This is a genomic window from Streptosporangium sp. NPDC004631, from assembly GCF_053601935.1.
Genome location: NZ_JBSGCR010000011.1, coordinates 149,326 through 175,945 on the forward strand (window position 1 = coordinate 149,326; position 26,620 = coordinate 175,945).

Consider the following 26,620-nt stretch of genomic DNA (forward strand, 5'->3'; position numbering starts at 1 on the left):
CGTCGCCCTGCCTTGAGCGTTCTTGCCGGACCTTGCGGAAACCCTTGCGGCGGTCTTGTCGTCGACTAAGCAAGGTTCCCGACAAATGGGGCATCGAGATAAACTGATCGCTTACTACTGGATCTGGCTCTCTTTCAGTGAAAAAATGCCAGGCGGGAAGGTAGCTCCCTCGATAAAGGGGCTCGAATGGAATTCCGCATTCTCGGTCCAGTCGAGTTTTGGTCCCGAGAGCAACGCCACGACCTGGGCTGGGCCAGAGAACGCCACGTTTTGGCCATCCTGCTGATGACACCGGGCAAGCCGGTATCCGTGGATTCGCTCATCCACAAGGTGTGGGACAACACCCCGCCGGCCAGGGCCCGAGACCGCCTGTACAGTCACATCGCCCGGCTGAGGGGGCGCCTCCACGGTATCGACGAAGGCGTGCGGCTACGGCACGGTTCCGGGGCGTACTTTCTCGAAACAGATCCCGAAAACATCGACTACCACCGGTTCCGCATGCTCCGTTCACAGGCGCGCGCGGTAACGGAAAGCGGCGATACCAATCATGCTTTTCGGCTGTATCGTGAGGCGAATCAGCTGTGGCGGGGAGAACCGCTGGCCGGTCTCTACGGCTCCTGGGCCGTCCGAACCCGTCAGAAACTCGAAGGCGAACTGCTGGGCAGCACCGTCGACCGCATCGAACTCGAACTTCTTCTCGGCCGGCCCGCCGACCTCGTATCGGAACTGTACGAGCTGATCAACCGATTTCAATTCGACGAGAAGCTGGTCGAGCTGCTCATGCTGGCGCTCTATCGCAGTGGCCGGCGGACGGAGGCCCTCGACACCTACCGTCAGGTGAGCCGGCGGCTCGTCGCCGACCTCGGCACCGGACCGGGGCCCGGGCTGCGGGCGTTGCACCAGCGCATCCTCCAGGGCGATCCGACACTGTTGCCGCAGCCCCGGCCCGGCGTTCAGCGAGACGCGCCTCCCAACAACCTCCCCCGCGACATCTACACCTTCACCGGCAGGATCCCCGAACTCAGCCGGCTGACCGGCGAGCGGGCGCGAGAGGACGGGGTCACCGTGCTCGCGATCGACGGCATGGCGGGGGTCGGGAAGACGGCGCTGGCCGTACATCTGGCTCACCGGCTCGCCGACGACTATCCGGACGGGCTGCTCTACCTCAACCTTCACGGCCACGACGCCCAGCACGGGCCGATGGATCCGGCGACCGCCCTGGACCGGCTTCTCCGCGTTCTCGGTGTCTCGGCCCCTCCCATTCCGAGCAGCCTGGACGAGCGCGCGACGGTCTGGCGGACCGAACTGGCCCGGCGCAGGGTGCTCATCGTTCTCGACGACGCCACGGGGCACGACCAGATCAGGCACCTTCTTCCCGGGGTGCCCGGCTGCCTCGTCGTGGTCACCAGCAGGCGGCGGCTGGCCGGTCTGGACGACGTCCAGTCGCTCTCCCTGGACGTACTGTCCCCGGAGGACGGGGCCACACTCCTCGGGCGCGTCATAGGCCCGCAGCGCGCGCTCCAGGCGGATGACGTCGCCTCGGTCGTACGGCTCTGCGGATACCTTCCCCTCGCGATCCAGCTGGTCGGCAACCGGCTCCGGCACCGGCCCGCGTGGAGCGTGGCCGACCTGGCGAGGCTGCTCGGCAGAGCCGACCGGCGACTGGCCGAGATCCGTGCGGAGAACCGTGAGATCACCATGGCGTTCGAGCTCTCCTTCCACGGCCTTGACGAGGGCCAGCGGCGGGCGTTCCGGCGGCTTGGCCTGCATCCCGGCGCCGACCTCACCCCGGAGTGCGCGTCGGCGCTGCTGGAGTGCGGCCGGGCCGACGCGGAGAAACTCCTCGACGACCTTCTCGATCACCATCTGATCGCCGAACCCCGGCGAGGCCGGTACCGGTTCCACGATCTCATCGATGAGTACGCCCGGCTGCTCTCCGACCAGGAGCCGGAGGCCCAGCGGACCGAGACGCTCAGGCGGATCCTCGACCACTACCTTTCCGCGGCGGACACCGCGGACCGGCTGCTCTACCCGCACCGGACGCGTGGCCCCGTCGAGGGATTCCGCCCACCGCGTCTTCACCCCGGGATCGACACCGCGGATCAGGCCCTCGCCTGGCTCGACGCCGAACTGGACAATCTGCTCCTGGTCGTGCGTCATGCCGCCAACCACGGGTGGACGGAGCACGCGGCGCTGTTCGCGCATGTGCTCGGTGGTTACCTCGACGTATGGGGTCACTGGGCGGAGGGAGCCGATCTCCACGCGCGCGCCGTGACGGCGTGGCGGGAGATGGGCGACCAGCCGGGGATGGCGCGTGCGCTGGCCGACCTCAGTGTGGTGCGCTGGCGGACCGGCCAGCACGACGAGGCGCTTGAGCTGGTAGCCGAGGCGCTCCCGATCCAGCGTGCCGTCAACGACGAATGGGCCGTCGCCGACCTGCTCGACCACAGCGGCCTGGTGCATTGGCACCGCTCCGAGTACGACGTCGCCCTGGGCTATTTCGAACAGGCGCTGCAGTTGCGAAGGACGATCACGGATCGCTATGGTCAGGCCCGCAGCCTTAACCACATCGCGATCGTTCACTGGCACCGGGGAGACTACACCGAGTCCGCGCGCTGCCTGCGAGAGGCGTTCACCATGCATCAACAGTGCGGTGACCGGCGCGGTCAGCAGATCACATTGAACAACATCGGTAATGTCGAGGTCCAGCTTGGCCACTACGCCGAGGCGTTAAAGTGTTATGAGGAGGCTGCGGCCTTCCATCCCCATATGGGCCCTCAGCATGAGGGCATGTGGCTCAACAACGTCGCCAACACGTATCAGCATCTGGGCCGGTACACCGATGCGCTCGAACATTACCGAAAAGCGTTGCGGGCATATCGCGATATCGGCGACCGGCGGTGTGAGGCGGACGCTCTGAACAACATCGGCAGTTGCTACGCGCGTATGGGCAGGGATGGAGAGGCGCTCATCCACCACCAGAAGGCTCTGAGCATCTCGATTGAGATATCCGAACGTTACGAGGAGAGCGAGGCCCTCCGCGATATCGGCGCCATTCATCATCGCGCGAATCGCTACGAGGTCGCCCTCTCCTACTACGAAAAGGCGCTCGACCTGACACGTGTCATCGGTGATGTCTACCAGGAGGCCCGCACGCTGGACGAGATGGGTCTCACGCTTGCTCACACCGGTGAGGCGGCGCGGGCGGAGGAGCACTGGCGGCGCGCACTCGACCTGTATGAGGACCTTGGGGTTATTGAGGCCGAGGCGGTCCGAGCGCGACTCGATGGGCGGGGAGACGTCGTTCAATCGTAGCCGGCTGATGAAGGCTGCATCAACCCCAAAACGCCCATAAGAGGATCAAGTGTCCTATTTATCTTGCCCCTAAAACCCCCTAAATATAACATAATCGAACAGGTTCGGAAAAAATATCAAATATGCCACGTGAGTCCGATCTGACCCTATAATCACATTCGTAAGTATCGCTAGGAGCGCCCGGGGGGAAATCGCCCGGGGGGTATTGATTGAAACTTTGGACTACAGGTGAACAGATTTTTCTATGCCCTTTTCATGGTTTGTATGGGAACCATGTTTATGACATATGTATCGCACCTCTATGGAGTGGCCAGCGGTACCACATAAAAGACAGATAGCAAAGCGTGGAGTCAGGGGGAGGCGATATCGCCTCCCCCTGACTCATGTGCGGGGGCGCCGTTTCTCACGGGACCGTCGCCGGCGACCGAACATCTGGCGCCTTTCCGGAAAAGAGGCTCACGGCGTGGTCTCCAGGCTCAGCAGGGTCCGCTTCGCCTCGACGCCGCCGACGTACTGACCGATGGTGCCGTCGCTGCGCACCACCCGGTGACAGGGCACCACGATGGGCAGGGGGTTGGTCGCGCAGGCCGTGCCGACGGCGCGCACCGCCCTGGGGCTGCCCGCGGCCTCGGCGACGGTCGCGTAGCTGGCGGTGGTGCCGTAGCCGATCCCGGTCAGACGCGACAGGACGGTACGGCGGAAGCCCCGCGCGAGCCGGAGGTCCAGCGGCAGGTCGAACAGGTGGCGCCGCCCGGTGAAGTACTCCTCGATCTCCCGGGCGGCGGCGTCCAGGCGAGCCGGGGCGCGCAGCACCCTCGGGCTGACCCCGGCGGCGAGCTGCTCCAGGACCTTCTGGTGGTCCTCGCGGGCGTAGGCCACGCGGACCAGGCCCTCGCCGGTCGCGGCCAGCAGCAGCGAGCCGACCGGGGTGTCCAGGGTGCGGTAGGCGACGTCCAGGATGCCGGCCCGGTCGGCCTCGGCGGCCAGGCGGGCGTGCAGCCGGGTCCGGGTCCGCTCGTCGATCGGCGGCGGCGCGGCGAACAGGTCGTGGTCAGCGTGGGTCCGGTCCGTGGTTGTCATCGGAGGTGTCCTTTCGGTAGATCTCGCGTAGGGCGGCGACGCCGTCGGCGGCCGCTCTGCGGGCGGCCTCGGCGCTGCCGCCCACCACCTCGGCCACCTCCGCGTACGGCAGGCCCGCCAGGTAGTGGTAGGCGACGCACTGGCGCTGCTTGAGCGGCAGGGTCTTGATCTCGTCCAGCAGGTCGCGCTCCGCGGTGCCGGGCAGTCCGTCGACGCTGGGCGACTCCGGCACCTCCCCGACGGGGATCGCCCGCCGGGAGGCGGCCCGCACCTGGTCGACGGCCTTGCGGTGGGCGATCGTGACCAGCCACGCCTCGACGTTGCCGCCCGGCCGCAGGCCGGGGTAGGCCCGCATGGCCGACAGGAACGTCTCCGACCAGGCGTCCTCGGCGGTGGCCGTGTGGCCCAGTACGGCACGGCACACGCGCAGCACCATCGGCCCGTGCCGGGCCACGATCACTTCGAAGGGTTCCTGTCTCACACCTGGTAAACGTTCCAGGTCCACCAGACGTGAGGCGGGGATTTCCCGGTGGACGTTCTTTTTCGCACCGGCCGGGAACGCTAGCCGGTCAAGGGGGGATCGATGTGGAGTACAAGGAGTTCGTTCAGACGGTGGCGGAGCGCGCCAACCTGTCACGGGAGGCGGCCGCCGACCTCCTCCGGGCGACGCTGGAGACGCTGGGGGACCGGCTGAGCGCGGGAGAGGTCCGTCATCTCGCCACGCACCTGCCGGAGTTCCTGAGAAAGTCCCTTCCCGCCCGGGATCGGAGCCGGCAGTTCGGGCTCCACGATTTCGTGATGCGGGTCGGCAGGCGCACCGGGCTGACCACCAAGGAGGCCGTCGAGGGGGTCCGGGCCGTCCTGACGACGCTGCGCGAGACGGTCTCCGCCGAGGCCTTCGACCATGTCATGGCGCAGCTTCCCTCCGACTTCCAGGGGATGGTCGAACCCGCCTCCTGACCGGGCCTCCCACCTGGCCGGTGAGCGGGTCCGGACCACGGCCGGAGAGGCCCCGCCCCGGCCTCCGCCTCCGGCGCCGGGGCACCGGAGGGGGCATGCCTTTCCTCGTCGGCGCTCCGTGCTTAGAGTGGTGGTGTGACGGTCGTCGCCGCAGGTCACGGCAGGTCGACGGGGTGAGGAGGCCCGCGCTCCCGCGAGCCTGCCGCACACCGGCGTCCACGCCTCCGAGGGCGCGTGGCGCCGTCCGTGCGCGCGGCGGGTGCCCGAGGCGCGCCGGAGCGGTTCCGATGTTCGGCACGGCCGCCTGAACGAGGTTCCCGGGGAAGGCAGGTCATCGGATGACGGTGGATCCTTCGGCAGGCGTGTTCTGCGACTGCTCTCCCTTCCCGCCCATCGCGGACTACGCCTTCCTGTCCGACTGCGAGGTCACCGCGCTGGTGGCGCCGAGCGGAAACGTCGAGTGGCTCTGCCTGCCCCGGATGGACTCGCCCAGCGTGTTCGCCGCCATCCTGGACCGGGACGCGGGAGGGTTCCGGCTCGGCCCCGCCGACATCAGGGTGCCCGCCGCGCGCCGCTACCTGCCGGGCACCATGGTGCTGGAGACGAGTTGGGGCACCCCGACCGGCTGGATCGTCGTGCGCGACCTGCTGATCATGGGGCCGTGGCACCACCACGAGGAGCTCTCCCACACCCACCGCAGGGCGCCGACCGACTACGACGCCAGCCATGTGCTGCTCCGTACGGTGCGCTGCGTCAGCGGGGAGGTGCAGATCACGCTGGACTGCGAGCCCGCGTTCGGCTACGGCCGCAGACCGGCCCAGTGGTCCTACAGCGACCGGGGCTACCACCAGGGCATCGCCCGGGCCGACGGGGAGGGGCTGGAGCTCAGGCTCACCACCGACATGCGGCTGGGGTTCGAAGGGTCGCGGGCGACGGCACGCACCCTGCTGAGGGAGGGGGACACCCGGTTCTGCGCGCTCTCCTGGACCGATCACGAACCGCCCTACTCCTTCGAGGACGCGTACGACCGGCTTGTGTGGACCGCCCACCACTGGCAGCACTGGCTCGCCAGGGGCGACTTCCCCGACCATCCCTGGCGGAGCTTCCTTGAGCGCAGCGCCCTCACCCTCAAGGGCCTGATCTTCGCGCCGAGTGGCGCGCTGATCGCGGCGGCGACCACCTCCCTGCCCGAGGTGCCGGGAGGGGACCGGAACTGGGACTACCGCTACAGCTGGATCCGCGACTCCACCTTCGCCCTCTGGGGCCTGTACACCCTCGGCTTCGACTGGGAGGCCGACGACTTCTTCTGGTTCATCGCCGACGTCGCGGAGCGGGACGAGGACCTCCAGGTCATGTACGGCGTGGACGGTGAGCGTGAGCTGGACGAGCGCGTCCTGGAACATCTCGACGGATACGAGGGGGCCAGGCCGGTCCGGGTCGGCAACGCCGCCTACAACCACCGCCAGAACGACGTCTGGGGAGCGGTCCTCGACTCCTTCTACATCCACACCCGTTCCCGCGACCGCCTGGACGAGCGGATCTGGCCCGTCCTGAAGCGCCAGGTCGAGTGCGCCATCAAGTACTGGCGGGAGCCCGACCGGGGCATCTGGGAGGTGCGCGGCGAACCCAAGCACTTCACCTCGTCGAAGGTCATGTGCTGGGTGGCGACGGATCGGGGGGCGCGGCTCGCCAGGCTCCGCCAGGACATGGACCTGGCCGCGCGCTGGCAGGAGGTCGCCGACGAGATCCACGCCGACGTGTGCGCCAACGGCGTCAGCGAGCGGGGGATCTTCAAACAGCACTACGACACCGACGCCCTCGACGCCTCGCTCCTGCTCATCCCGCTGGTCCGTTTCCTGCCGCCCGGCGACCCCAGGGTCCGTAACACCGTCCTGGCCATCGCCGACGAGCTGACCGTGGACGACCTGGTCCTGCGTTACCTGCCGAAGGAGACCGACGACGGCCTGACGGGGGACGAGGGGACCTTCACGATCTGCTCGTTCTGGCTCGTCTCGGCGCTGACCGAGATCGGGGAGCACACCAGGGCCCGCAGACTCTGCGAGAAGGTGCTCTCCTTCGCCAGCCCGCTCGGCCTCTACGCCGAGGAGATCGACCCTCTCAGCGGGCGTCACATGGGCAACTTCCCCCAGGCGTTCACCCACCTCGCCCTTATCAACGCGGTCATCCACATCATCAGGGTCGAACGCGGCCGGCACGGCACGAGAACATGGCGGATGCCCACGGCGGAACCGCTCTGACGGCGTGCCCGGCGCACCCGCCGGCGGCCGGAGCCGCCGCGACCGGTCACGCGGCGCCTGAGGGGCTCACCGCGAGGACGGGCCCGGTGCGCGGGACGGGACCACGACGACCGTGCCGGGGGCCCCGCGCAGCAGCGCCTGGCAGACCAGCCCGAGCGGCAGCTCCACCGGATCCTCCGGCGTGCGGTCACCGATCACCGTCACGTCCGCGCCGTCGGCCGCCTGCTGGAGCGTGGCCATATGGGATCCCAGCTGGACCGCGGTCTCCACGGTCACCTGGGGGTGTTTCTCCTCCCACACCGCGATGGTCCGGTAGAAGCGGGCTGATATCTCCCGGCTGTCCGCCGTGTCCTCCGGGCACATGCAGATCGCCCGCAACGACGCCTGCCGCAGCTGTGCCTCCTCGAACGCCAGCCTGAGCTCCGGCCGTTCCGGGTTCGCGCCGTCCACACCGACCACCACGAGGCCGGTGCGCGGGCGGAAGTGCTGTTTGACGACGACCACGGGGGAGTGGGTGTGCGAGGCCAGCTGGAAGGCGGTCGAGCCGATCTGCAACTCCTCGAACCCGCCCGCGCCACGCTGCCCGACCACGACCAGCTCGGCGGCGCTCGACTCGCCCATCAGGACGACCGACGCCGACCCCGTCTCCAGCCGGGAGCGCACCTCCAGCCGGGGGGCCAGCGCGCGTGCCAGGCTCACCCCGGTGTCGAGCACATGCCGGCCCATGTGCCGTACGGCCTCCATGCTCTCGGCGGAGATCGCGGGCATGGGGTAGGGCCACTGCCAGGCGTGGCAGACGATCAGGGGGACGAAGCGTAGGCGGGCCTCGTCGACGCCCCACCGGAGAGCCCGCTCGCTCGCCTTCGAACCGTCGTATCCGGCGACCACCGGCCGTCTGCTGTCGTGCGCTCGCATCGCGGTCCCCTCCCCGTCGCGCCCTCACCTCATCCTTGCCCATTCCCGCGGATGTGATGAGCGCCACGCGCCGGAGGACCTCCGGGTCCGGCCGGCCAGGGACGTTACGACCGGCTGCGGCGCCTCGACAGGTGGCGACGGCGCCAGCGCATCAGGGGCACCGCGCCCGCGAACCCGAGCAGGAGCGGGGCCGCGGAGCCGACGGCCCCCGCGGCCCGCAGGGCGGGCTGCGAGAAGGTGTCGGGAATGGGGAGCGTGGTGGCACGGGAGAAAGGCCACACGATCACGAAGGCGCGGCCGAGCACCTGTTCCCGGGGGATCGCGCCGCCGCCCGGGTCGCCCTGGTGCAACCGGGAGTCGTACGACACCGACCGGTGGTCGCCCATCACCCAGAGTCGTCCCGGCGGCACCTTGATCTCGAACGGCCTGTCGGACGGCTTGTCCCCCGGATGGAGATAGCTCTCCTCGGCGAGCGGGACGCCGTTGACCGTGACGCGCTTCTTGGCGTCGCAGCACTTCACCGTGTCGCCGGGCACGCCGATGACCCGCTTGATGTAGTCCTTCTCACCCGGCACGACGCCGAAGAGGGTGCCGACCCAGCGGAAGGACGCCGCGATCGGGTTGGACGGCTCCTCAAGATCGACCTCGCTCTTCCAGGAGTCCACCCCGGAGAAGACCACCACGTCCCCGCGCTCGATGTCGCGGACGCGGTAGACGAGCTTGTTGACCAGCACCCGGTCGTTCGTCAGGAGCGTGTTCTCCATCGACTCCGACGGGATGTAGAACGCCTGGACCACGAAGCTCTTGATCAGCAGTGCCAGCAGGAGGGCGACCAGGATCATGCCGGGGAGTTCCCGCCAGAACGAGCCCTTCTTCTTGCGGCTCCTGGTCGGCTGCTCGACGTCTTCCGTGACCACGTGCCCCCCGTCCCCGGCGGGACGGCCTGTTCCCGCCCACGGCCCTCGCTGGTTTTCGCTGATGAGCCTAGATCATGTCTACCTCCGGCGCTCCGCGTCGGGCGGATCGGGCCCGGACATCGCCGGGTCCGTCGCCCTCCCGTGCGGGGAGGGGACGCCGGTTGGGCGGGCGCATCGGCAGGGCATGGCTAGGCTCCGGAGAATGAAGCAGCGGATTGTCGCCATTGTCGTGCTTGTTGGGCTGATTGGAACGAGCGGTCTGGCCGTGATCGCGTCCTGGAGTCTCTCCGGCTGACTCCGGCCCCTGAGCCCGCACGCGCGGCCCGGACGTCGAGCGGACGGAGGGCGGGCCGGGGCGACGTCACGTGCCGCCCGCACGCGCGGCCCGGACAGCGGGCCCGGACATGTATTCCGGACATGTGGCGGGATATGGGGCCGACAGGCCGAGGGGGCTCCGAACCGACGCCCGGCGGTCCGTGTGACGCTGCCGGGTTGCCCGCCAGGCCGTACGGCGTGGCGGTTTACCCGGCGTGCGAGGCGCTCTCGATGCCCGTCCGGCGCCCGGCGCCGGACGTGCTCAGATGCTCAGGCGCCCACCATCGCCGTCTCGCCGGTGTGCTGCTGCCGATTCTGCGGCTGCCGGTGCGGGAGGACGCCCTGGACGGCCGACGCGGGCGCGGACGGGCAGGCGCAGTATCCGTTCGCGACGATCAGCCGTCCCCGCTGCGGCGTGTAGTCGCGGGAGTCGGTGGTGAGAAGCACGCCTGTGCAGGTATGGCAGACAACGGGCTGGCGATCCATGGACCGGCTTCCTTCCTGAGGGTAGCCGTCGAACGTTGCTGGGTCCGGCCGGCTGCTGCTGGTGCACCGACCGGGAGCACCTAGTCTCCCAATCGGCGCTTCTATCGTACTTCGTAACATACGGTAGCCGCAGATCTGCAATCAGTGACATCTGTGGACTGTTCCCGTGAACCATCTCATATGGCGCAGGACTCTGGCGTCTATTGCGGTTCCGCGGGGCGGGCACTTTATGAACGGGCTGGTCGGTACGGATAGTGATCTTTGCTGAGAGAGATCCTTTGCCGCTCATCTTCCTGCATTTCCCCGGCGAGTGAACCGGAAAAAGCAGGAAAAGGTGGTATATCACTTGATTGATGGCATGAACTGACGGTCTTTGTCGGGATTCGCCATCCCGGGTACGGCGCCGAGAGGACGCGCCGTCATGTCGTCACGGTCCGCTCCTCCCGTTCTCCCTCCCCCTCCCGCGCCCGCTCGGTCAGCACGGGTCGCAGCAGCAGCGCGTTGGCGGCCACCGCGACGCAGACGGCGCCGAGCAGCAGCCCCCAGCTCACATCGCTCAGATGGTGCATGCCGCGATACATCCGGGAGTAGGCGATCCCCAGCGGGATCGCCAGGCCGACCAGCCACCACAGCACGTTGAGGATCTTGTAGCGGTGAGTGTGGAGGGTCAGCACCAGGGCGACGGCGCAGTAGAAGCCGACCGCGGCGCTGGTGTGCCCGGAGGGAAAGCTGGAGGTGGGGGGAGCGGGGTCGAGGTGCTGGACCGCCGGCCGCCTGCGCTGGGCGAAGACGGTCGCCAGCAGGAAGACGGCCGACTGGGAGAACACGGCCAGCAGGAGGAAGGCCGACTCGTTCCAGCGTTTGAAGATCAGCCGAAAAAAGACGACGAGCACCGCGGTGGCGATGATGATCGTCGGCATGTCCGACAGACCGGTCATTCTGTCGGTTATGGAGTTCAGGAGGGCCGTGCGGCCGTGGCTCAGCCGCTCGTTGAACCCCTGGTCGTCGGCCACCAGGGTCGTCGTCTGCAGGACTTTGGTGATCAGGAGCCCGATGCCGATCGTCACGACGGCCAGGGCGGCCAGCGGTAGGAGGATGCGGCGTACCACTGCGGTGAAATCAACCGACATTTTCGACATGGCGCGCGAACTACCCTGATTTTTTCCCCCGGAACGCCTCGGGCTCGACACCCTCCAGGTACGGCTCGGCCGGCCTGCGCCCCTCCTCCCTGCGCCACGTCTCGAACCCCGCGGTGATCCCCGCGACCACGACGACGCCCAGGGCGACCCCGGCGATCACGTCGCTGAGCCAGTGAACGCCCAGCGCCACCCGCGTGTAGGCGACGAAGACGATGAGGACCGCCGCGACGGCCCAGGCCGCGATCCTGGCGGCCGTCCTCCTGAGGGAGGGCAGCAGCATGAGCACCAGAATGCCCGTCCCCGTCGCCACCGCCATCGCGTGCCCGGAGGGGAAGGAGGAGCCCGGAGCCCACGACACCGGGTCGGGCAGAACCGGCCGTGCCCGGTTGACGACCTCCTTGACAGCGAGGTTCAGCAGACCGCTGACGGTGATCGTGACGACCGCCCAGACCGCCAGGCGTCTCGCCCCTCGATACCAGGCCCAGGCCGCCGCCAGCACCACCAGGACGCGCCACGTGGTCGGCCCGAACACCTCGGTGCCGATGCCGAGCAGGCGCGCGTAGCCGGGATGGGCGAGGGCGTCCGCGTGAAGGTGCCTGGCCACGCTCTCGTCGAGGTCGTTCAGCGGTGCGAAGGACGACATCACCAGCACCAGCAGCAGGACGAACGGCACGGAGAACAGCACGACGGCCACCGCGGAGAGCGTGAGCCGCACACCCAGGCGGCCGTCCGACCTGTGGGGGCTCCGGTGATTGATGGACCTGACCATCGTCCATCGATACCCGATGACGGGGGGATATGCATGCCGGAACGGGCAGAAGCTCGGCGAGGCGCCGGGTCTCAGGCGGCGCGGCGGGGCTCGCGCCGGGTGGTCCAGCGCAGCACGTCGCAGTGGCGCCGCTCGGCCTCGGCGAGGGCCGACTCGTCGATGTAGACGTCGAGCACGGCTCGTAACTGCGGCATCCGCTCGGCGATGTCGGTCCACGCCTGCGCCGGGTCGTCCAGGCCGAGCTCGATCAGCGCGTCCAGGTGCGCGGCGTAGGCCGTCCACCACTGGCGGCTCAACTCGGCCAGGAACCCGCTCAGGCCGTCGAACTCCCGTTGGATGTCGGAGTCCCACCAGGGTGGTATCGAGGTGTCGCCGGTCTCAGCCATGTCGCGGAGCACGACATGTACCAGGGCGCGGCGCCGCCGGATGATGGCCGAACGTGACGAATTGTTCATATTCCCACCATGCCTACCCCGGTTTGCCGAACGCTTAACGATCTATTGACGGCGAGACGCGACGTCGGCCCGCCGGACGGCGCCGGGAGTCGCCTGGTCCGGCTCACGGCGCGGACGTCGCCGCGAGCGACCCGCACGCCCCCGTCCCCCGGCCTCCCTCCTTTAAGGGGTACGGTCGGCGCGAGCCGTACCGCACCGGGGGACTACCCTGATCGGTGATGTATCGATTCGTGTTCACGCAGGTCCTCAGCCGCTTCGACCCGGAGGACGTGCACCGTCTGACGGTCGGCGCGCTCCGCCTTCTCTCGGTGACGCCCGTGGTCAAGCGGCTCGTCCACCGCCGGCTCGCCCCCCGCGACCCCGTCCTGCGCGTGCGGGCGTTCGGCGTCCACTTTCCCGGTCCGTTCGGGCTGGCGGCGGGCTTCGACAAGGACGCCGGCTGCGTGGAGGCCATGTCCGCGCTCGGCTTCGGCCACGTCGAGGTGGGCACGATCACCGCGCACGCCCAGCCGGGTAACGCCAGGCCCCGGCTGTTCCGGCTGGCGGGGGATCGGGCGATCATCAACCGGATGGGCTTCAACAACGCGGGCGCCGGCGCCGCGGCCCGGACGCTGCGCAGGCCCCGCGGGGTCCCGGCGGTCGTCGGCGTCAACATCGGCAAGACCAAGGTCGTCCCCGAGGCCGAGGCCGTTCACGACTACGTGACCAGCGCCAGGGAACTGGCCGCCCTGGCCGACTACCTGGTGGTCAACGTGAGCTCGCCGAACACCCCGGGGCTGCGCGACCTGCAGGCGGTGGACCTCCTGCGCCCGTTGCTGACGGCGGTCAAGGAGGTCGCCGACGGGACGCCCCGGCGCACCCCGCTGCTGGTCAAGATCGCTCCTGACCTGGCGGACGAGGACGTGGACGCGGTCGCCGACCTCGCCGTCGAACTCGGCCTCGACGGCATCATCGCCACCAACACCACGATCAGCCGCGCGGCCGTGACCAGCACCGAGACCGGTGGTCTGTCGGGGCGCCCGCTGAAGGCCCGCTCGCTGGAGGTGCTGCGCAGGCTGCGCGCCCGGGTGGGCGACCGCCTGACGCTCGTCTCGGCCGGCGGTGTCGAGGACGTGGACGACGTCTGGGAGCGGCTGCTCGCCGGGGCCACCCTGGTCCAGGGGTACACCGCCATGATCTACGAAGGTCCCCTGTGGGCCCACCGCGTCCACCGCGACCTCGCCCGCCGGATGCGCCGGCACGGCGTCACCGATCTACGGGAAATCGTCGGCCGTACCGCGGGCCGAAGCAATACCCTGGGCGGGTAACTTTCGACCTTGGAGGCGCGATGAGCGTGAGCACGTACACCGTCACCGGAATGACCTGCGGCCACTGTGTGAGCTCGGTCACCGAAGAGGTCGGCGAGGTCCCCGGTGTCACCGGGGTCGAGGTCGACCTGGAGAGCGGCCGGGTGACGGTCTCGGCCGACCTCTCCGACGACGCGGCCATCCGCGCCGCCATCAAGGAGGCCGGCTACACGGTGATCGACTGATCCCCGTCCGGCGCCCCGGCCGCCTGTCGTCGTCATCGGCCGCTCCGGGGCCGTGACCTATTTGAGGTAGTTCTGCAGCCCCTCGGCCAGAGCGGCCGCGGCTTTCTGACGGAACGCCGCGTCCTGGAACCTGGCCGCGTCGCCCGGGTTCTTCATGTTGCCGCACTCGATGAAGATCTTGGGAACCGCGGAGAGGTTCAGACCGCCGAGGTCGCTGCGGAAGTTCATGGCCTTGCTGCCGATGTAGGTGGAGTACGGCTCCCCGGTGCCGGCCCGGTAGGCGTTCCGGACGGCGAGGCCGAGTTTCCCGGACGCGCCCACCACCGGATCCACCGGTCCGTTGATCTTCTTCGGCATGATGATGTGGAAACCGTGGTCGGCGGTGGCCGACCCGTCGGCGTGGATCGAGATCGCCGCGTCCGCCTTCGCCCTGTTGCCGATCGCCGCCCGCTCGGTGATGCACGGACCCACCCCGGCGTTGTCGGGCCGGGTGAGCTTCACCGTCGCGCCCCGGCTCTTGAGGATCTTGACCAGGCGCTGGGAGACGTCCCAGGCGAAGGCCGCCTCGCTGTAGCCGCTCGGGGTGACCGTGCCGGTGGTGTCGCAGGACTTCCACTGGGTCAGGACGTTGACCCGCTTGTTGATCTTCGACGGGTGGCGGTAGTTCTGCCCGTTGTGGCCCGGGTCCACGACCACGACCTTGCCGCTGAGCGGCAAGGTCGTGGCGCTGCCTCCGGCCGCGGGGGTCGCCGGGGACCCCGAGGACACCGGGGACGCCGTACGGACCGGCGGGGCCGCCGGAGAGGCGGCCCCGCCGGTCCGCGCGGGGCCCGCCCCGGCGGCGGCGCCACCGCAGGCGGTGGCGCTCAGGCCGCACAGAACAAGGGCCGCCGCGAGTGTTTTGCTGGTCACGCTCATCCCTCTCGAAGGAATCGTCAACCACCCAACCTATGTGGCTCGACGTCGTGACTCAGCCGTTATCACCAGACGTGCTCTCCTATTTCCTGTTTCTGCAGGAGAGAGGCGAGTTCCCTGGCGTCCTCGGCATCCAGTCCCAGGACCACACGCGGGCGTCCCCACGGATGGTCGATGGAATGGGCCACATAGCTGGCCACGGACTCGGCGCCGGCGTCTCCGTTCCGTCCACGGGCGGCACGCCAGTGCGCCCACGCCCGCTCAAGCTCGGCGGCCGCGCGCTGGGCGCATGACACCAGTTCTGGATCACGCATTGTTACCCCCCTCGTCACCACCGGAGTCAACACCGGCGCGTGATCACCACGTCGGAGGTTGACCCGTTTTTGACGAGGTCTTAAAGCCTGCCTGGGCGTGGTGTAACGCTCCAGGCAGGCGTCTACGGCCGCGCGGGGCCCGTGCTGCGCCGTACGACCAGCTGGGGTGTGACCTGGCGCAGCCGCGAGGACTTGCCGGGGTCGCCTATCCGGTCGCTGAGCAGCGCCGCCGCCGAACGACCCATGGCCCGGCGGGGCTGGTCCACGGTGGTCAGCGAGATCCTCTGGGTTCCCGCGAGATGGGTGTTGTCGTAACCGATCACCGAGAGATCGTCCGGCACCCGCAGGCCCAGTTCGGCCGCCGTGGAGAGGACGCCTATCGCCACCGCGTCGTTCGCGGCGAAGATAGCGGTAGGCCGGGGGTCACGGGTCAGCAGGCTCCGGGCGGCCTCTGCGCCTCCCTCCTCGGTGCATTCGCCCTGCTCGACCATGATGTACGGCGCCAGCGCGTGCCTGCGCATCGCGACCAGGTAGCCCTCGCACCGGAACCGGCCCGAGGAGGAACCGGCGCCCTCGATGTGGGCGATCCGGCGGTGGCCGAGTCCCACCAGGTGGTCCACGGCCAGGCGGGCGCCGAGTTGGTCGTCGTCCACGACGATGTCCACGCCGCCCAGTTCGAGGTCGCGTTCGCCCACCACGACCGTCGGCGTGTAGCCGGTGGCCTCGATGAGCGTCTCACTGCTCGGCGCGATGCCGAGCAGCACGAGACCGTCCACCCGCAGTTCCAGGAACGCCTCGACTGCCTCGTCCTCGAACGCGGGGTCCCACTGACTGTTGCCGATGAGCAGCCGGAGCCCGTCGCCGTGCAGGCTCTCCTGCAGGCCGTCCAGGCATTCGGCGTAGAAGGGGTTGTGCAGGTCGGCGACGAGCGCCCCGACCAGGTGGGTGCGGCCTTCGACCAGGCTGCGCGCGACCGCGTTGGGCCGGTAGCCGAGTTCTCTGGCCGCCTGGAGTACGGCTTGCCTGCGATGTTCGCTGACGTGCGGCGATCCGCGCAGCACGAGCGATACCAGTGATTTGGAGACACCGGCACGCTCGGCCACGTTGCGGATCGTGGGCCGCGGGCGTGGCCCGACGTTGTCCGGAAGGACGGGGTCGGCGAGCTCACGGGCTCGGGTGACGGTGGTGGTGGTGTTGACCGGTGGTCCTGACATGGCTCTCCCCCGGGATGGTGGATGGGCACCTGTCACTCAAAACGATCGAGTTCCGAATGGGGTACGGCTTTCCTCGAAGGGAACTCCGATCTTGACCCGGCCGGTGAGGGGCGGCGGCTCCGAGTAGTGTGCGCGGTGTGGGTTTGACATCCGGAACGACTGGGCGAGGGAACCCCCCGGCGGGGAGCGCGCGCCCCGCGCGGCGCAGACTGACCGTGGACCGGCGCCGCGAGGAGCTCATGGCGGCGGCTCTGGAACTGTTCGGCAGGCGGGACGCGGGGAACGTGTCCATCGACGACGTGGCCTCGGCGGCCGGGGCGTCGCGGGCCCTGGTCTACCACTACTTCGGCGGCAAGCAGGAGCTGTACGTGGCCGCGCTGAGGAGCGCGGCGGCCGACCTGGAGGCGAGGCTCCGGCCGAGGCGGGACGATCGCCCGCTGGAGGAGCTCGCCGAGGGGCTGACACGCTACTTCGACTTCGTCGAGCAGCACGCGGCCGGTTTCGCGGCCCTGCTGAGTGGAGGACCGGCCAACCACAGCGGGGAGATCGGCGAGATCGTCGACGGTGTACGGAACCGCCTGTTCCACCTCATCACGCGGCAGATGCGGGTCGACGAGCCGGGGCCGGTGCTGCGCGTCACGCTGCGTTCGTGGATCGCCTCCGTGGAGACGGCCGGCCTCGACTGGCTGGAGCACCGGGACGTCGAGCGGCCGGCGCTTGAGCGCATGCTGGTTGAGCACATGGTGGCGCTGCTCAGGGTGGGCGCGGGCCACGATCCACAGGTCGACCGGTTGCTGAGGGGCCTGCTCCGCGAGCACGCGCCGTAAGCCGTCCGGGGGGAGTCGTACCTCGTCGGGAAGACCGGCGCGGGCCGTAAGAGAACGATGTGGGGCGGCGCCGGGCGGGCGGCGCCGCTCCCCACAGAACCCGTGTGGCCTTACGCGCTCACGGGGTGAGCGCGCACTTGGTCCCCCCTAAAGTCCGTGACGGCCCCGTCTTACTCGGAGCGCTGCTGCGGAATCCCCGCGAGCAACGCGCGAACCTCGGTCTCCCGGTAGCGGCGGTGTCCCCCCAGAGTGCGGATGGACGTCAACTTGCCCGCTTTCGCCCACCGTGTAACGGTCTTGGGATCGACCCGGAACATGGTTGCGACCTCCGCCGGGGTGAGCAGCGGCTCTGCCTCGGGTGTACGAGCTGACATTTGTGCGGCCTCTCCTCCATGTGGACCGGCGACAGCGATCCTGCGACTTGACGCTTGTCACGGATGTCCCCCTATGGCCCCTTGCGTGCGGCTGTTCGGACCATATGCGGCATCACCCGATGTGACCATACAGCCACGTAGAGCGATTGGCGAGCCTTTGAGTGGCTCATCTCTCTTGTGCACCTGTTGTTGTCACGCTCGGTGATTCTAGCGACACGTTTCGTGGTATCGCAGTGAAAACGGCAAACTACTCAGTTCGTAGACGTGTCGCCGGTCATCGACCAACCTACTTATGCAGGTCAGAGGGATGATTTGCGACTCAGTTTGCTGATTCGAGAAGTTGTATTGATCTCCAGCGGAGAATCACCCGCTGGTACATGGCGAAGGCCAACTCTTCCTCGCCGCTCTCCAGACCTGTCAGCGCCGCCGCGATCTCCGCCACGGACTGGTCGGCCTGGAGCTGCTCGTCCTCCATGAGATGGACGATGCCGCCGTAGTCGAGCTCCACCAGCGAGTGCGGGTGGAACTCCTCCAGCCAGCGGGCCACCTCCTCGACCTCCGCGGTCATCGCGGCCTCGCCCACCTGCCTGCGGATGATCTGCAGGGCGCGGGCGCCGCGCCGCCTGGCGTGGGCCATGGACGTGATGTAGATCAGGTTGCGGGTGGTCGTCGCGCCCCCCGGCCCCGGCCCCGGTTCGCGGTCGAGGACCAGCCAGCGTTCGTTGCCGTCGAAGGGCACGAACCACGCCGTCGGAACGTGCCATGTCGAGGTCCGGATGTGGGTGCGCAGGGCCGCCGAGCCCGCGCGTCGTTTGAACCGGTCGAAGTCGTTGGCCGTCTGCTCGGCGACGGAGGCCGGCACGAACCGTTCCATCAGCCTCGCGGGAGTCGCGCCGCGGAGGCGTGAGAAGGCCAGCCAGGACCTGAGCCTGCTCTGCCATGGGCAGACATAGAGAACGTCCTCAACGCGCCTGAGATAGGCGTTGGGGCTCTCCTGGGCGGGGGCGGGGGTGGGCGACACCCCCAGCAGACGGCGTACGGCCTCACCGTGCTCCGCGTGGAGCGCACGGGCGCGGCGGGGGCGGTCGGTCGCCTCCGCGTAGGCGGCCCAGGAGGAGCGTTCCGGCGGGGTGAACGCGGTCAGCGGTTCGTAGACGCGGAGATACGCGGCATAGGGCAACACGACCGCATCGTGTCACGAAGCACCGGCTGTTGTCCGGTATCGGCCCCGAGTGGGATGTGGTGGCGCATGTCATGTCTCGTCTGGTGAGAACCGGGGGTTTCTCTCATGGTTCTCCTGGAAGTTGTGGTTACGCTGAGGGTGATCTCCGCCGCCACGGGGCGGCGGACCGGAACGACCGGGAGTCACCACCGTGACCGACGTCTTCGGGCTGTCCCACAAGGACAAGAGCCCAGTAAGCGGCCAGGCCAGGCACGAGCAGGTCGTCTTCTGCTCCGACGAGCACAGCGGCCTTCACGCGATCATCGCGATCTACAACACCGCCCTCGGCCCGAGCCTCGGCGGCACCAGGTTCTATCCCTACCCGAGCGAGCAGGCCGCGCTGGCCGACGTGCTCAACCTCTCGCGGGCGATGGCCTACAAGAACGCCCTGGCCGGACTCGACCTCGGCGGCGGCAAGGCCGTCATCATCGGCGATCCGGCGACGGACAAGAGCGAGGCGCTGCTGCGGGTCTACGGCCGGTTCGTGCAGTCCCTGGGGGGCCGCTACTACACCGCGTGCGACGTCGGCACCTACAGCGAGGACATGGACGTCGTGGCCCGCGAGAGCTCCTACGTGACCGGTCGCACGCCGGCCCACGGCGGGGCGGGCGACTCCTCGATCCTGACCGCCTACGGCGTGTTCCAGGGCATGCGGGCCGCCGCCGAGCACGTCTACGGCGCGCCCACGCTGCGGGGCAGGCGGGTCGGCGTCGAGGGCGTGGGCAAGGTGGGTCACCGTCTGGTGGACCACCTCGTCGCGGACGGGGCCGAGGTGGTGGTCTGCGACGTCAGCGAGCGGGCCGTCGAGCGGGTTCTGCGGCGCCACCCGGAGGTGGCGGTCGTCGCCGGCCAGCTGGAGCTCACCGGGGCCGATCTCGACGTCTACGCGCCGTGCGCGCTCGGCGGGGCGCTGGACGACGACACGGTCGCCCGGCTGCGCGCCAGGATCGTCTGTGGCGGGGCCAACAACCAGCTGGCGCACCCGGGGGTGGAGAAGGAGCTCGCCGACCGGGGCGTGCTCTACGCGCCCGACTACGTGGTCAACTCCGGCGGCGTCATCCAGGTCGCCGACGAGATCCAGGGGTTCGACATGGATCGGGCGAAGGCAAAGGCCACCCAGATCTACGACACGACTCTCAAGATCTTTGCCGCTGCGGCGGAGGATGGCGTTCCGCCGGCCGTCGCAGCCGATAGGCTTGCCGAGCGCAGAATGTCGGAAGTCGGGCGAATTAGGGGCATCTGGCTGGGCCACTAGCCCCTCACGCCCATACGGCGTACCGAGCCGGGCGTAAAACAGGTACGGTTGTAGTCGAACGAGAGCTGACGCCTCAAGTCAGGTGGCGTCAGTGCGTGGTGCGTTAGCGACGAGGGGTCGGGCACGACCCCACACGAGGGGGTCGAGCCAATGGGGCGCGGCCGAGCAAAGGCCAAGCAGGTCAAGGTTGCTCGCCAGCTGAAGTACAACAGCGGTGGCACTGATCTTGAGCGTCTTCGCGACGAGCTCGGAGTCAGAGACGACTCCAACCACAATGACGACGCCAACGACTCCTACGATGAACTGGCTGATCGGTACGCCGATTACGCCGATGACTTCGGCTCCGGAGGCGACCGCGACGACGGGACGTCCGGCCGCCGTTAGGCGACTTCATATCGAATGCGAGCGGAACACCCGGTGGCGGGAGAGCCACCGGGTGTTTTCTCCGCGCCGCGGTTCCTGACAGCGCTCCGATGACTCGGAGTGCTTTTCGGCGTGTCCGCGTCCGGCCCGGTTCCGCGTCCGGCCGGGACCGCCTTCCCGGCCGGTGCGGGGAAGGCGGGAGACCGATGGGCTAGACGGGCCGGCGGTAGCGGGCCCGGCCGGTGCCCTCGACGACCTCGCCGAGCACCCAGGCCGGCAGGCCGCGGGCCTTGAGCAGGGCCAGCGCCGGATCGACGGCCTCGGCCGCGACGACGGCCGCCATGCCCACGCCCAGGTTGAAGGTGCGGTCCATGTCGGCCTGCGCCACCTTCCCATGCCCGGCGAGCACCTCGAAGACGGCCGGTGGGGTCCAGGAGGCGCGGTCCAGCAGCGCGTCCAGCGTCGGCGGCAGCGAGCGGGACAGGTTGCCCTCCAGCCCGCCACCGGTGATGTGCGCGTAGGCGTGGACCTCCGTCGCGCGGGCCAGCTCCAGGCAGTCCAGGGAGTAGATCCTGGTCGGCTCCAGCAGTTCCTCGCCCAGGGTGCGGCCCAGCTCGTCGAGCTCGGCCTCCAGCGAGAGCCCGGCCAGCTTGATGATGTGCCGGACCAGTGAGTAGCCGTTGGAGTGCACGCCCGAGGAGGCCATCCCCAGCACCACGTCACCCTCGCGGACCCGGTCACGGCCGAGCATCTCGTCGGCCTCCACCACGCCCGTGGCGGCGCCCGCGAGGTCGTACTCGCCGGCGTCCATCGCCCCGGGGTGCTCGGCCGTCTCGCCCCCGACGAGGGCGCAGCCGGCCAGCCGGCAACCCTCGGCGACGCCGCCCACGATCTCGGCGATCCGCTCGGGGACGACCTTCCCGCAGGCGATGTAGTCGGTCATGAAGAGCGGCTCGGCGCCGCAGACCACCAGGTCGTCCACGACCATGCCGACCAGGTCGATGCCGATCGTGTCGTGCCTGCCGAGGGCCTGCGCCAGCATGACCTTGGTGCCGACGCCGTCGGTCGAGGTGGTCAGCAACGGCCGCCGATAGCTCAGCAGGGCCGAGGCGTCGAACAGGCCGGCGAAGCCGCTGGCGTCGTCCACCACCTCGGGCCGGCGCGCGCGCGCGACCTTCGCCTTCATCAGCTCGACGGCGCGCTCACCCGCGTCGATGTCCACACCGGCGGCGGCGTAGCTCGTCATGAGGTCTCCTTCACCGGCCGGACGGCCGTCGTGCCCGGCCGGCTCAAAGCTTCGCCTCCAGGACGTACTTGCCCACGTTGTCCTGGTCGACGGGGATGGGGTACACCCCGTCGAAGCAGGCCCGGCAGAGCCGTTCGGCGGGGAGCGTGGTGGCCTCCGTCAGGCCCTCCAGCGAGATGTATCCCAGAGAGTCGGCGCCGAGGGAGGCCCGGATCTCCTCCACGCTGAGCGAACCGGCGATCAACTCCGCCCGGGTGGCGAAGTCGATGCCGTAGAAGCACGGCCAGGAGACCGGCGGAGAGGAGATCCGGACGTGGACCTCCCGCGCCCCCGCCTCCCGGAGCATCTTGACGATCGCCCGCTGGGTGTTGCCGCGCACGATGGAGTCGTCCACGACGACCAGGCGTTTGCCGGCGACGACCTCCTTCAGCGGGTTGAGCTTGAGCCGGATGCCGAGCTGGCGGATCGTCTGGGACGGCTGGATGAAGGTCCGGCCGACATAGGAGTTCTTGACCAGGCCCTGGCCGTACGGGATCCCGCTCTCCTCGGCGTAGCCGACGGCGGCGGGGGTGCCCGACTCGGGCGTCGGGATGACCAGATCGGCCTCGACCGGGTGCTCACGGGCCAGCACCCGGCCGACCTCGACCCGGGTGGTCTGTACGCCACGTCCGGCGATGGTGGTGTCGGGACGGGCCAGGTAGACGTACTCGAACAGGCAGCCCTTCGGCTCGGCCAGGGCGAACCTGCGGGAGCGCACGCCGCGCTGGTCGATGGTGATCAGCTCGCCGGGTTCGATCTCCCGAACGAACGTGGCACCCACGATGTCCAGTGCGGCGGTCTCCGAGGCCACCGCCCAGCCACGCTCCAGACGGCCCAGGACCAGCGGGCGGATGCCCTGCGGGTCACGGGCCGCGTAGAGCGTCTTCTCGTCCATGAAGACGAGCGAGTAGGCGCCCTTGACCTGGGGAAGGAGCGCGGCGGCCGCGTCGTCGATGGGCCGGCTGCGGTCCTGGGCCAGCAGCGACGTCAGCACCTCGGTGTCGGTGGTCGCCCTGGTCGATCCCGGGGCCAGCCGCCTGGAGAGCTCGGCGGTGTTGATCAGGTTCCCGTTGTGGGCGAGCGCGAGCCCGCCGACCTCGGTCGAGCTCAGCGTCGGCTGGGCGTTCTCCCAGACGCTCGACCCGGTGGTCGAATAGCGGCAGTGACCGATCGCCAGGTGGCCGCGGAGGGTGCCCAGCACCGACTCGTCGAAGACCTGGGCCACGAGGCCCATGTCCTTGTAGACGAGGATCCTGCTGCCCTCGCTGACCGCGATGCCCGCGGACTCCTGGCCGCGGTGCTGTAGCGCGTACAGCCCGTAGTAGGTGAGTTTGGAGACTTCCTCCCCAGGCGCCCAGACTCCGAAGACGCCACATGCGTCCTTCGGAGCTCGGTCGTGGGGGTCAAGGTCATGGCTCAGATGGCCGTCGCCCTTCAGCACATGCTTCAGTCTAGGTCGGGCTCTTCGCTGCTCGCACCTCGGGGCGGTGTCCGTCCCGCCTGTCACCGTTACCGAACAATCATCGCCGTTTTACCGTGTCAGCCTGTTTCATGGGAAAGAGCCGGGGGAGTGTGAGGTATCCGGCATGTCTATACGTCGGGAGAGCGGACGTGACAACACCTGAGGACCCGAATCAGCCTGATCCGCGCCATCGGCGGGACAGGCGGCCTGAAGAGGAGGGGACGGGCGCGGAACCGGCTCCCGGGCCTCCAGAGCCGGAGGAGCCCGCCCCCGAGGAGAACCCGGAGTGGCCGCCGATCTCCACGCCCGGTGAGCCGTCACTGCCCCGGCATCCGGACGTGCCGACGGCCCCGGAGGTGCCCCCGCCGGTCCAGGCGGACTCCGAGACCACGAGGGGGTACGGCCCGGTGCCGGGTGCGCCCCCGCCCGCCTATCCGGGGTGGGAGAGCGCCCCGGAGGCGTCGCCCGCCGACCGTCCAGACGGTCCGGAGACGCCGTCGAGCGCCGCCAGGCACTCGCGCTACGATCCGCCGACGCCGCCCCAGGGCTTCCCGGCCGCCTCACACCGGCCCGGTGAGCCCGGTGAGCCCGGCGGCCATGCCGGGCCCGGTGGGCCCGGTGAACCCGCGCGGCCCGCGGGGGACGCCGGAGCCGCCTCGCCCGCCGGGGGCATCCCCGGCGCGAGTCCCTACGGGGGTCCGGGCCGCCCGGCTCAGCAGGGACCTCCCGAGGGGTGGCCGAGTCCTTCGGAGGGGCAGGGGCCGCCCCCGCAGGGGCAGCCGTACCAGCCTCCCCAGGGGCCGCCCTATCAGGCACCGCTCTCACCGGGCGGTCCCGGATATCCGGGGGGTCCGGGCTACCCGGGGGCCCCGCCGTACCCGGCGCCGCCGGGGGCGGGGTGGGGCGCGCCGAAGGTGGGCGGAGGGCTCGGCACCGCGGCCCTGGTGCTCGGCATCGTCAGCGTCTTCCTGCTGGTGGTGTGCGGCCTGGGCGTGCTGACGGCCATCGTCGGCCTGGTGCTCGGCATCGTCGCCGTGGTCAGGAACTCCAACCGCGGCCGCGCCTGGGTGGGCATCGCGCTGAGCGTGCTGACCTTGATCATCGCCGTGGCGTTGCTGAGCTGGCTCTACAGCAAGGTGGGCGACTGCGCCAACCTGCCGCCGGAACTCCAGCAGCGCTGTATAGAGGAGCGATTCGGCGTCCAACTCCAGAACACGCCGTAGGTTTTGGACGGTTCCAGCGCTCCCCGTGGCTCCCGCCGGTCCGCCGGACCGGCGGGCACGGTCCGGCTCCTACCGGACCGGTAGGTACTCCGACAGGTCGGCCCGGCCGCCGCTCGCCGAGATCCTGCCCTCGGACATCGCCTCGGCCCACGCCAGCCGTCCGGTGGCCAGCGCCAGCCAGGTCGGCGCGTCGGTCTCCACCACGTTCGGCGGGGTTCCCCGGGTATGCCGGGGGCCCGCCACGCACTGCACCGCCGCGTACGGCGGGACCCGCACCTCGACGGTCCGCCCGGGGGCCGCGGTCGCCAGCAGGTCGAGCAGGTGCCGTACGGCGAAGCGGGTGATCTCCCGCTCCGGCCGGACCCGCCGTTCGTAGGCCCGCAGCACCACCGTGACGCACGCCCCCAGCAGTTCGGCGGTTCCTCCGGGCCCGTCGTAGGGCGGCTCGTCCAGGGTGGTCAGCTGGGCGTCCAGTGCGGCGCGCACCTTGGCGGCGTCAGGTCTGTGAGGTGGCACGCCCTCCATCATGCCCGCCGCCGGCCCGTGCCCGCCTCGGCCGGGCCAGGGCGGAGGCCAGCGCGCCCACGAGGGCGACGGCGAACAGCGCGGCGTACGTTCTCCTGAAGCCGTCCATGAGCTGCTCCACGGCCACCGGTGACGCGCTCGACAGCGTGCCGGAGTAGACCTGGCCGCGCAGTTCGGCGCTGACCGAGCCGGTGAGGACGCTCAGGGAGAGGGCGACGCTGAGCACCATCCCGACATTCATGATCATGAGTCGGAAGCCGTTCACCACGCTGAGGCTCCCGGCGGGCAGGGCGGCCATGACCTGGGTGGTGTTCCCGGTCAGGAAGCTGCCGCTGCCGCAGCCGCACAGCAGCAGTCCCACCCCCACGACCCAGTACGGCGTGGCCGGATCGGCGGTCAGGAGCAGGACGCCCAGCCCCGCCGCGCTCAGCAGCGACCCCCCGACCGACAGGGCGCGGGGGGAGATCCTGCGGCCGAGGGCGCCGGCGACCGGCGAGGCCACGGCCATGCCGACCGGGATGGGCAGCACGCCCAGGGAGGCGGTGAGGGCGTCGACGCCCTGGACCGTCTGGAAGTAGAGGGCGGCGAGCAGGATCAGCGCCGCGCGGGCCAGGGCGTTGCAGAACGAGGCGAGGTTGGCGAAGGCCAGCAGGCGCCGGCCGAACAGCCGCACGTCGAGCACCGGGTGGGACGCCCTTCGCTCCACCATGATCAGGATCGGGGTCAGGATCGCCGCGACCCCGGCTCCGATGATCACCACGGGGCTGGACAGACCCCGGGATCCCGCCTCGGAGAGCGCGACGAGGGTGGCCGACAGCACGGCGAACACCAGCAGGTTGCCGAGCACGTCCATCGGTTCGCGTGGTTTGGGGGGAAGCCTGCCGAGGATGATCGCCCCCCATACGAGGGCGATCAGCCCGGCGGGCACGTTCACCCAGAAGATCCACTGCCAGCCCGCGGCCTGGGCGACGAGGCCGCCCAGCGTCGGCCCCGCCAGCTGGGCGACCGAGAAGGCTCCGATGTAGACGCCCATGCCCTGGCTGAGCCGGTCGGGTGGGAAGGCGTCGGTGATGATCACGGTCCCGTTGGCCAGGATCATCGCGGCCCCGACCGCCTGCACCGCCCGCATCGCGATCAGGAACCAGACGGTGGGCGAGAGTCCGGCCAGCAGTGACGCGGCGGTGAAGAGGGCGAATCCCGCGAGGTAGACCTCCCTGCGCCCGAGCAGGTCGGCCACGCGGCCGAAGAGGACCAGGGTCGCGGTGCTGACGAGCAGGTACGCCAGCAGGATCCATCCGGCGGCGAACGCGTCGGCGTGGAAGTGCCTTACCACCTCGGGAAGTGCCACGTTCAGCGTGCTTCCCGAGATGCCGATCAGCACGATGCCGAGGCTGGTGACCGAGCAGACGCGCCATGCGTAGCGGAGCTTTGAGCGATATTCGGGGGAATCGGAAAGGTCTTGGAGGATTGCGACCATATGCCCCAGTCTGACCTACCCGGC

At 69.5% G+C, this 26,620-nt stretch carries 26 protein-coding genes; 9 read left to right on the top strand and 17 right to left on the bottom strand.

Going from position 1 to position 26,620, the window contains the following annotated elements:
• The first annotated feature begins 186 nt into the window (after nucleotides 1–186).
• Complete coding sequence (locus ACWEF2_RS14225) at nucleotides 187–3,315, top strand: tetratricopeptide repeat protein (RefSeq protein WP_453815183.1); 3,129 nt, start codon at nucleotides 187–189, stop codon at nucleotides 3,313–3,315.
• Nucleotides 3,316–3,771: 456 nt separating this feature from the next.
• Here the strand turns inward: ACWEF2_RS14225 and ACWEF2_RS14230 are convergent, their stop codons facing one another.
• Both ACWEF2_RS14230 and ACWEF2_RS14235 read right to left on the bottom strand, forming a co-directional pair.
• Nucleotides 3,772–4,395, bottom strand: a complete 624-nt coding sequence (locus ACWEF2_RS14230; protein WP_453815185.1) for a methylated-DNA--[protein]-cysteine S-methyltransferase — start codon at nucleotides 4,393–4,395, stop codon at nucleotides 3,772–3,774.
• The gene (locus tag ACWEF2_RS14235; protein WP_453815187.1) at nucleotides 4,367–4,876 is read right to left on the bottom strand and encodes an RNA polymerase sigma factor; all 510 of its coding nucleotides are present in this window, start codon (nucleotides 4,874–4,876) and stop codon (nucleotides 4,367–4,369) included. The genes ACWEF2_RS14230 and ACWEF2_RS14235 overlap by 29 nt, the downstream gene beginning before the upstream one ends.
• A 104-nt stretch (nucleotides 4,877–4,980) precedes the next feature.
• Here ACWEF2_RS14235 and ACWEF2_RS14240 point away from each other — a divergent pair, with 104 nt between their 5' ends.
• The gene (locus ACWEF2_RS14240; RefSeq protein WP_453815189.1) at nucleotides 4,981–5,355 is read left to right on the top strand and encodes a DUF2267 domain-containing protein; all 375 of its coding nucleotides are present in this window, start codon (nucleotides 4,981–4,983) and stop codon (nucleotides 5,353–5,355) included.
• 338 nt (nucleotides 5,356–5,693) lie between these two features.
• The gene (locus tag ACWEF2_RS14245; RefSeq protein WP_453815191.1) at nucleotides 5,694–7,613 is read left to right on the top strand and encodes a glycoside hydrolase family 15 protein; all 1,920 of its coding nucleotides are present in this window, start codon (nucleotides 5,694–5,696) and stop codon (nucleotides 7,611–7,613) included.
• A gap of 66 nt (nucleotides 7,614–7,679) precedes the next feature.
• Here the strand turns inward: ACWEF2_RS14245 and ACWEF2_RS14250 are convergent, their stop codons facing one another.
• The 6 genes from ACWEF2_RS14250 to ACWEF2_RS14275 form a co-directional block, all read right to left on the bottom strand.
• A complete protein-coding gene (locus ACWEF2_RS14250) occupies nucleotides 7,680–8,528 on the bottom strand; it encodes a universal stress protein (protein WP_453815193.1) in 849 nt (282 codons plus the stop codon).
• Between the two features lie 104 nt (nucleotides 8,529–8,632).
• Nucleotides 8,633–9,445 carry a signal peptidase I gene (gene lepB, locus ACWEF2_RS14255; RefSeq protein WP_453815195.1) on the bottom strand — a complete coding sequence of 271 codons (813 nt, stop codon included), beginning with the start codon at nucleotides 9,443–9,445 and terminating at the stop codon, nucleotides 8,633–8,635.
• Between the two features lie 585 nt (nucleotides 9,446–10,030).
• The gene (locus ACWEF2_RS14260) at nucleotides 10,031–10,246 is read right to left on the bottom strand and encodes a hypothetical protein (protein ID WP_453815197.1); all 216 of its coding nucleotides are present in this window, start codon (nucleotides 10,244–10,246) and stop codon (nucleotides 10,031–10,033) included.
• Nucleotides 10,247–10,665: 419 nt separating this feature from the next.
• Nucleotides 10,666–11,385, bottom strand: a complete 720-nt coding sequence (locus tag ACWEF2_RS14265; protein ID WP_453815199.1) for a phosphatase PAP2 family protein — start codon at nucleotides 11,383–11,385, stop codon at nucleotides 10,666–10,668.
• A 10-nt stretch (nucleotides 11,386–11,395) separates the two neighbouring features.
• The gene (locus tag ACWEF2_RS14270) at nucleotides 11,396–12,154 is read right to left on the bottom strand and encodes a phosphatase PAP2 family protein (RefSeq protein WP_453815201.1); all 759 of its coding nucleotides are present in this window, start codon (nucleotides 12,152–12,154) and stop codon (nucleotides 11,396–11,398) included.
• A 71-nt stretch (nucleotides 12,155–12,225) separates the two neighbouring features.
• Nucleotides 12,226–12,609: a hypothetical protein gene (locus ACWEF2_RS14275; RefSeq protein WP_453815203.1), complete on the bottom strand. Its 384-nt coding sequence runs from the start codon at nucleotides 12,607–12,609 to the stop codon at nucleotides 12,226–12,228.
• A 218-nt stretch (nucleotides 12,610–12,827) separates the two neighbouring features.
• Here ACWEF2_RS14275 and ACWEF2_RS14280 point away from each other — a divergent pair, with 218 nt between their 5' ends.
• Nucleotides 12,828–13,916: a quinone-dependent dihydroorotate dehydrogenase gene (locus ACWEF2_RS14280; RefSeq protein ID WP_453815206.1), complete on the top strand. Its 1,089-nt coding sequence runs from the start codon at nucleotides 12,828–12,830 to the stop codon at nucleotides 13,914–13,916.
• Between the two features lie 20 nt (nucleotides 13,917–13,936).
• Nucleotides 13,937–14,140: a heavy-metal-associated domain-containing protein gene (locus ACWEF2_RS14285; protein WP_453815208.1), complete on the top strand. Its 204-nt coding sequence runs from the start codon at nucleotides 13,937–13,939 to the stop codon at nucleotides 14,138–14,140.
• A 57-nt stretch (nucleotides 14,141–14,197) separates the two neighbouring features.
• Here ACWEF2_RS14285 and ACWEF2_RS14290 read toward each other — a convergent pair whose 3' ends face one another.
• The 3 genes from ACWEF2_RS14290 to ACWEF2_RS14300 form a co-directional block, all read right to left on the bottom strand.
• Nucleotides 14,198–15,058, bottom strand: a complete 861-nt coding sequence (locus ACWEF2_RS14290) for an N-acetylmuramoyl-L-alanine amidase (RefSeq protein ID WP_453815210.1) — start codon at nucleotides 15,056–15,058, stop codon at nucleotides 14,198–14,200.
• Between the two features lie 62 nt (nucleotides 15,059–15,120).
• Nucleotides 15,121–15,369, bottom strand: coding sequence for a hypothetical protein (locus ACWEF2_RS14295; RefSeq protein WP_355599417.1), 249 nt, complete (start codon nucleotides 15,367–15,369; stop codon nucleotides 15,121–15,123).
• Between the two features lie 122 nt (nucleotides 15,370–15,491).
• Entirely contained in the window at nucleotides 15,492–16,583 is a 1,092-nt protein-coding gene (locus tag ACWEF2_RS14300; protein WP_355599416.1) for a LacI family DNA-binding transcriptional regulator, read from the bottom strand.
• 215 nt (nucleotides 16,584–16,798) lie between these two features.
• Here ACWEF2_RS14300 and ACWEF2_RS14305 point away from each other — a divergent pair, with 215 nt between their 5' ends.
• The gene (locus ACWEF2_RS14305; protein WP_453815213.1) at nucleotides 16,799–17,410 is read left to right on the top strand and encodes a TetR/AcrR family transcriptional regulator; all 612 of its coding nucleotides are present in this window, start codon (nucleotides 16,799–16,801) and stop codon (nucleotides 17,408–17,410) included.
• 170 nt (nucleotides 17,411–17,580) lie between these two features.
• Here ACWEF2_RS14305 and bldC read toward each other — a convergent pair whose 3' ends face one another.
• Both bldC and ACWEF2_RS14315 read right to left on the bottom strand, forming a co-directional pair.
• Nucleotides 17,581–17,784 (bottom strand): developmental transcriptional regulator BldC, encoded by a 204-nt coding sequence (gene bldC / locus ACWEF2_RS14310; protein WP_013133571.1) that lies wholly within the window; start codon nucleotides 17,782–17,784, stop codon nucleotides 17,581–17,583.
• 319 nt (nucleotides 17,785–18,103) lie between these two features.
• Entirely contained in the window at nucleotides 18,104–18,967 is an 864-nt protein-coding gene (locus ACWEF2_RS14315; RefSeq protein ID WP_453815215.1) for a hypothetical protein, read from the bottom strand.
• Nucleotides 18,968–19,157: 190 nt separating this feature from the next.
• On the opposite strand from ACWEF2_RS14315, the gene ACWEF2_RS14320 reads away from it, so the two are divergent.
• Nucleotides 19,158–20,261, top strand: coding sequence for a Leu/Phe/Val dehydrogenase (locus ACWEF2_RS14320; protein WP_453815217.1), 1,104 nt, complete (start codon nucleotides 19,158–19,160; stop codon nucleotides 20,259–20,261).
• A gap of 150 nt (nucleotides 20,262–20,411) precedes the next feature.
• Nucleotides 20,412–20,645, top strand: a complete 234-nt coding sequence (locus tag ACWEF2_RS14325; RefSeq protein WP_355599412.1) for a DUF3073 domain-containing protein — start codon at nucleotides 20,412–20,414, stop codon at nucleotides 20,643–20,645.
• A gap of 190 nt (nucleotides 20,646–20,835) precedes the next feature.
• Here ACWEF2_RS14325 and purM read toward each other — a convergent pair whose 3' ends face one another.
• Both purM and purF read right to left on the bottom strand, forming a co-directional pair.
• Entirely contained in the window at nucleotides 20,836–21,870 is a 1,035-nt protein-coding gene (purM, locus tag ACWEF2_RS14330; RefSeq protein ID WP_453815219.1) for a phosphoribosylformylglycinamidine cyclo-ligase, read from the bottom strand.
• 43 nt (nucleotides 21,871–21,913) lie between these two features.
• Nucleotides 21,914–23,350 carry an amidophosphoribosyltransferase gene (gene purF, locus ACWEF2_RS14335; protein WP_453815221.1) on the bottom strand — a complete coding sequence of 479 codons (1,437 nt, stop codon included), beginning with the start codon at nucleotides 23,348–23,350 and terminating at the stop codon, nucleotides 21,914–21,916.
• Between the two features lie 170 nt (nucleotides 23,351–23,520).
• Between purF and ACWEF2_RS14340 the strand changes: the two genes are divergently transcribed.
• A complete protein-coding gene (locus tag ACWEF2_RS14340) occupies nucleotides 23,521–24,594 on the top strand; it encodes a hypothetical protein (RefSeq protein WP_453815223.1) in 1,074 nt (357 codons plus the stop codon).
• A 69-nt stretch (nucleotides 24,595–24,663) separates the two neighbouring features.
• Here the strand turns inward: ACWEF2_RS14340 and ACWEF2_RS14345 are convergent, their stop codons facing one another.
• Both ACWEF2_RS14345 and ACWEF2_RS14350 read right to left on the bottom strand, forming a co-directional pair.
• Nucleotides 24,664–25,119 carry a sterol carrier family protein gene (locus ACWEF2_RS14345; RefSeq protein ID WP_453815277.1) on the bottom strand — a complete coding sequence of 152 codons (456 nt, stop codon included), beginning with the start codon at nucleotides 25,117–25,119 and terminating at the stop codon, nucleotides 24,664–24,666.
• A complete protein-coding gene (locus ACWEF2_RS14350) occupies nucleotides 25,091–26,596 on the bottom strand; it encodes an MFS transporter (RefSeq protein WP_453815225.1) in 1,506 nt (501 codons plus the stop codon). Before ACWEF2_RS14350 ends, ACWEF2_RS14345 begins: the two co-directional genes overlap by 29 nt.
• Nucleotides 26,597–26,620: the final 24 nt, after the last annotated feature.

Bases quoted from the DNA above. Each gene is read 5' to 3' on its own strand.
- ACWEF2_RS14225 (WP_453815183.1), top strand. From the start codon at position 187: ATGGAATTCCGCATTCTCGGTCCAGTCGAGTTTTGGTCCCGAGAGCAA.
- ACWEF2_RS14230 (WP_453815185.1), bottom strand. From the start codon at position 4,395: ATGACAACCACGGACCGGACCCACGCTGACCACGACCTGTTCGCCGCG.
- ACWEF2_RS14245 (WP_453815191.1), top strand. From the start codon at position 5,694: ATGACGGTGGATCCTTCGGCAGGCGTGTTCTGCGACTGCTCTCCCTTC.
- ACWEF2_RS14250 (WP_453815193.1), bottom strand. From the start codon at position 8,528: ATGCGAGCGCACGACAGCAGACGGCCGGTGGTCGCCGGATACGACGGT.
- ACWEF2_RS14260 (WP_453815197.1), bottom strand. From the start codon at position 10,246: ATGGATCGCCAGCCCGTTGTCTGCCATACCTGCACAGGCGTGCTTCTC.
- ACWEF2_RS14265 (WP_453815199.1), bottom strand. From the start codon at position 11,385: ATGTCGAAAATGTCGGTTGATTTCACCGCAGTGGTACGCCGCATCCTC.
- ACWEF2_RS14270 (WP_453815201.1), bottom strand. From the start codon at position 12,154: ATGGTCAGGTCCATCAATCACCGGAGCCCCCACAGGTCGGACGGCCGC.
- ACWEF2_RS14275 (WP_453815203.1), bottom strand. From the start codon at position 12,609: ATGAACAATTCGTCACGTTCGGCCATCATCCGGCGGCGCCGCGCCCTG.
- ACWEF2_RS14280 (WP_453815206.1), top strand. From the start codon at position 12,828: ATGTATCGATTCGTGTTCACGCAGGTCCTCAGCCGCTTCGACCCGGAG.
- ACWEF2_RS14285 (WP_453815208.1), top strand. From the start codon at position 13,937: ATGAGCGTGAGCACGTACACCGTCACCGGAATGACCTGCGGCCACTGT.
- ACWEF2_RS14290 (WP_453815210.1), bottom strand. From the start codon at position 15,058: ATGAGCGTGACCAGCAAAACACTCGCGGCGGCCCTTGTTCTGTGCGGC.
- ACWEF2_RS14295 (WP_355599417.1), bottom strand. From the start codon at position 15,369: ATGCGTGATCCAGAACTGGTGTCATGCGCCCAGCGCGCGGCCGCCGAG.
- ACWEF2_RS14300 (WP_355599416.1), bottom strand. From the start codon at position 16,583: ATGTCAGGACCACCGGTCAACACCACCACCACCGTCACCCGAGCCCGT.
- bldC (WP_013133571.1), bottom strand. From the start codon at position 17,784: ATGTCAGCTCGTACACCCGAGGCAGAGCCGCTGCTCACCCCGGCGGAG.
- ACWEF2_RS14325 (WP_355599412.1), top strand. From the start codon at position 20,412: ATGGGGCGCGGCCGAGCAAAGGCCAAGCAGGTCAAGGTTGCTCGCCAG.
- purM (WP_453815219.1), bottom strand. From the start codon at position 21,870: ATGACGAGCTACGCCGCCGCCGGTGTGGACATCGACGCGGGTGAGCGC.
- ACWEF2_RS14345 (WP_453815277.1), bottom strand. From the start codon at position 25,119: ATGGAGGGCGTGCCACCTCACAGACCTGACGCCGCCAAGGTGCGCGCC.
- ACWEF2_RS14350 (WP_453815225.1), bottom strand. From the start codon at position 26,596: ATGGTCGCAATCCTCCAAGACCTTTCCGATTCCCCCGAATATCGCTCA.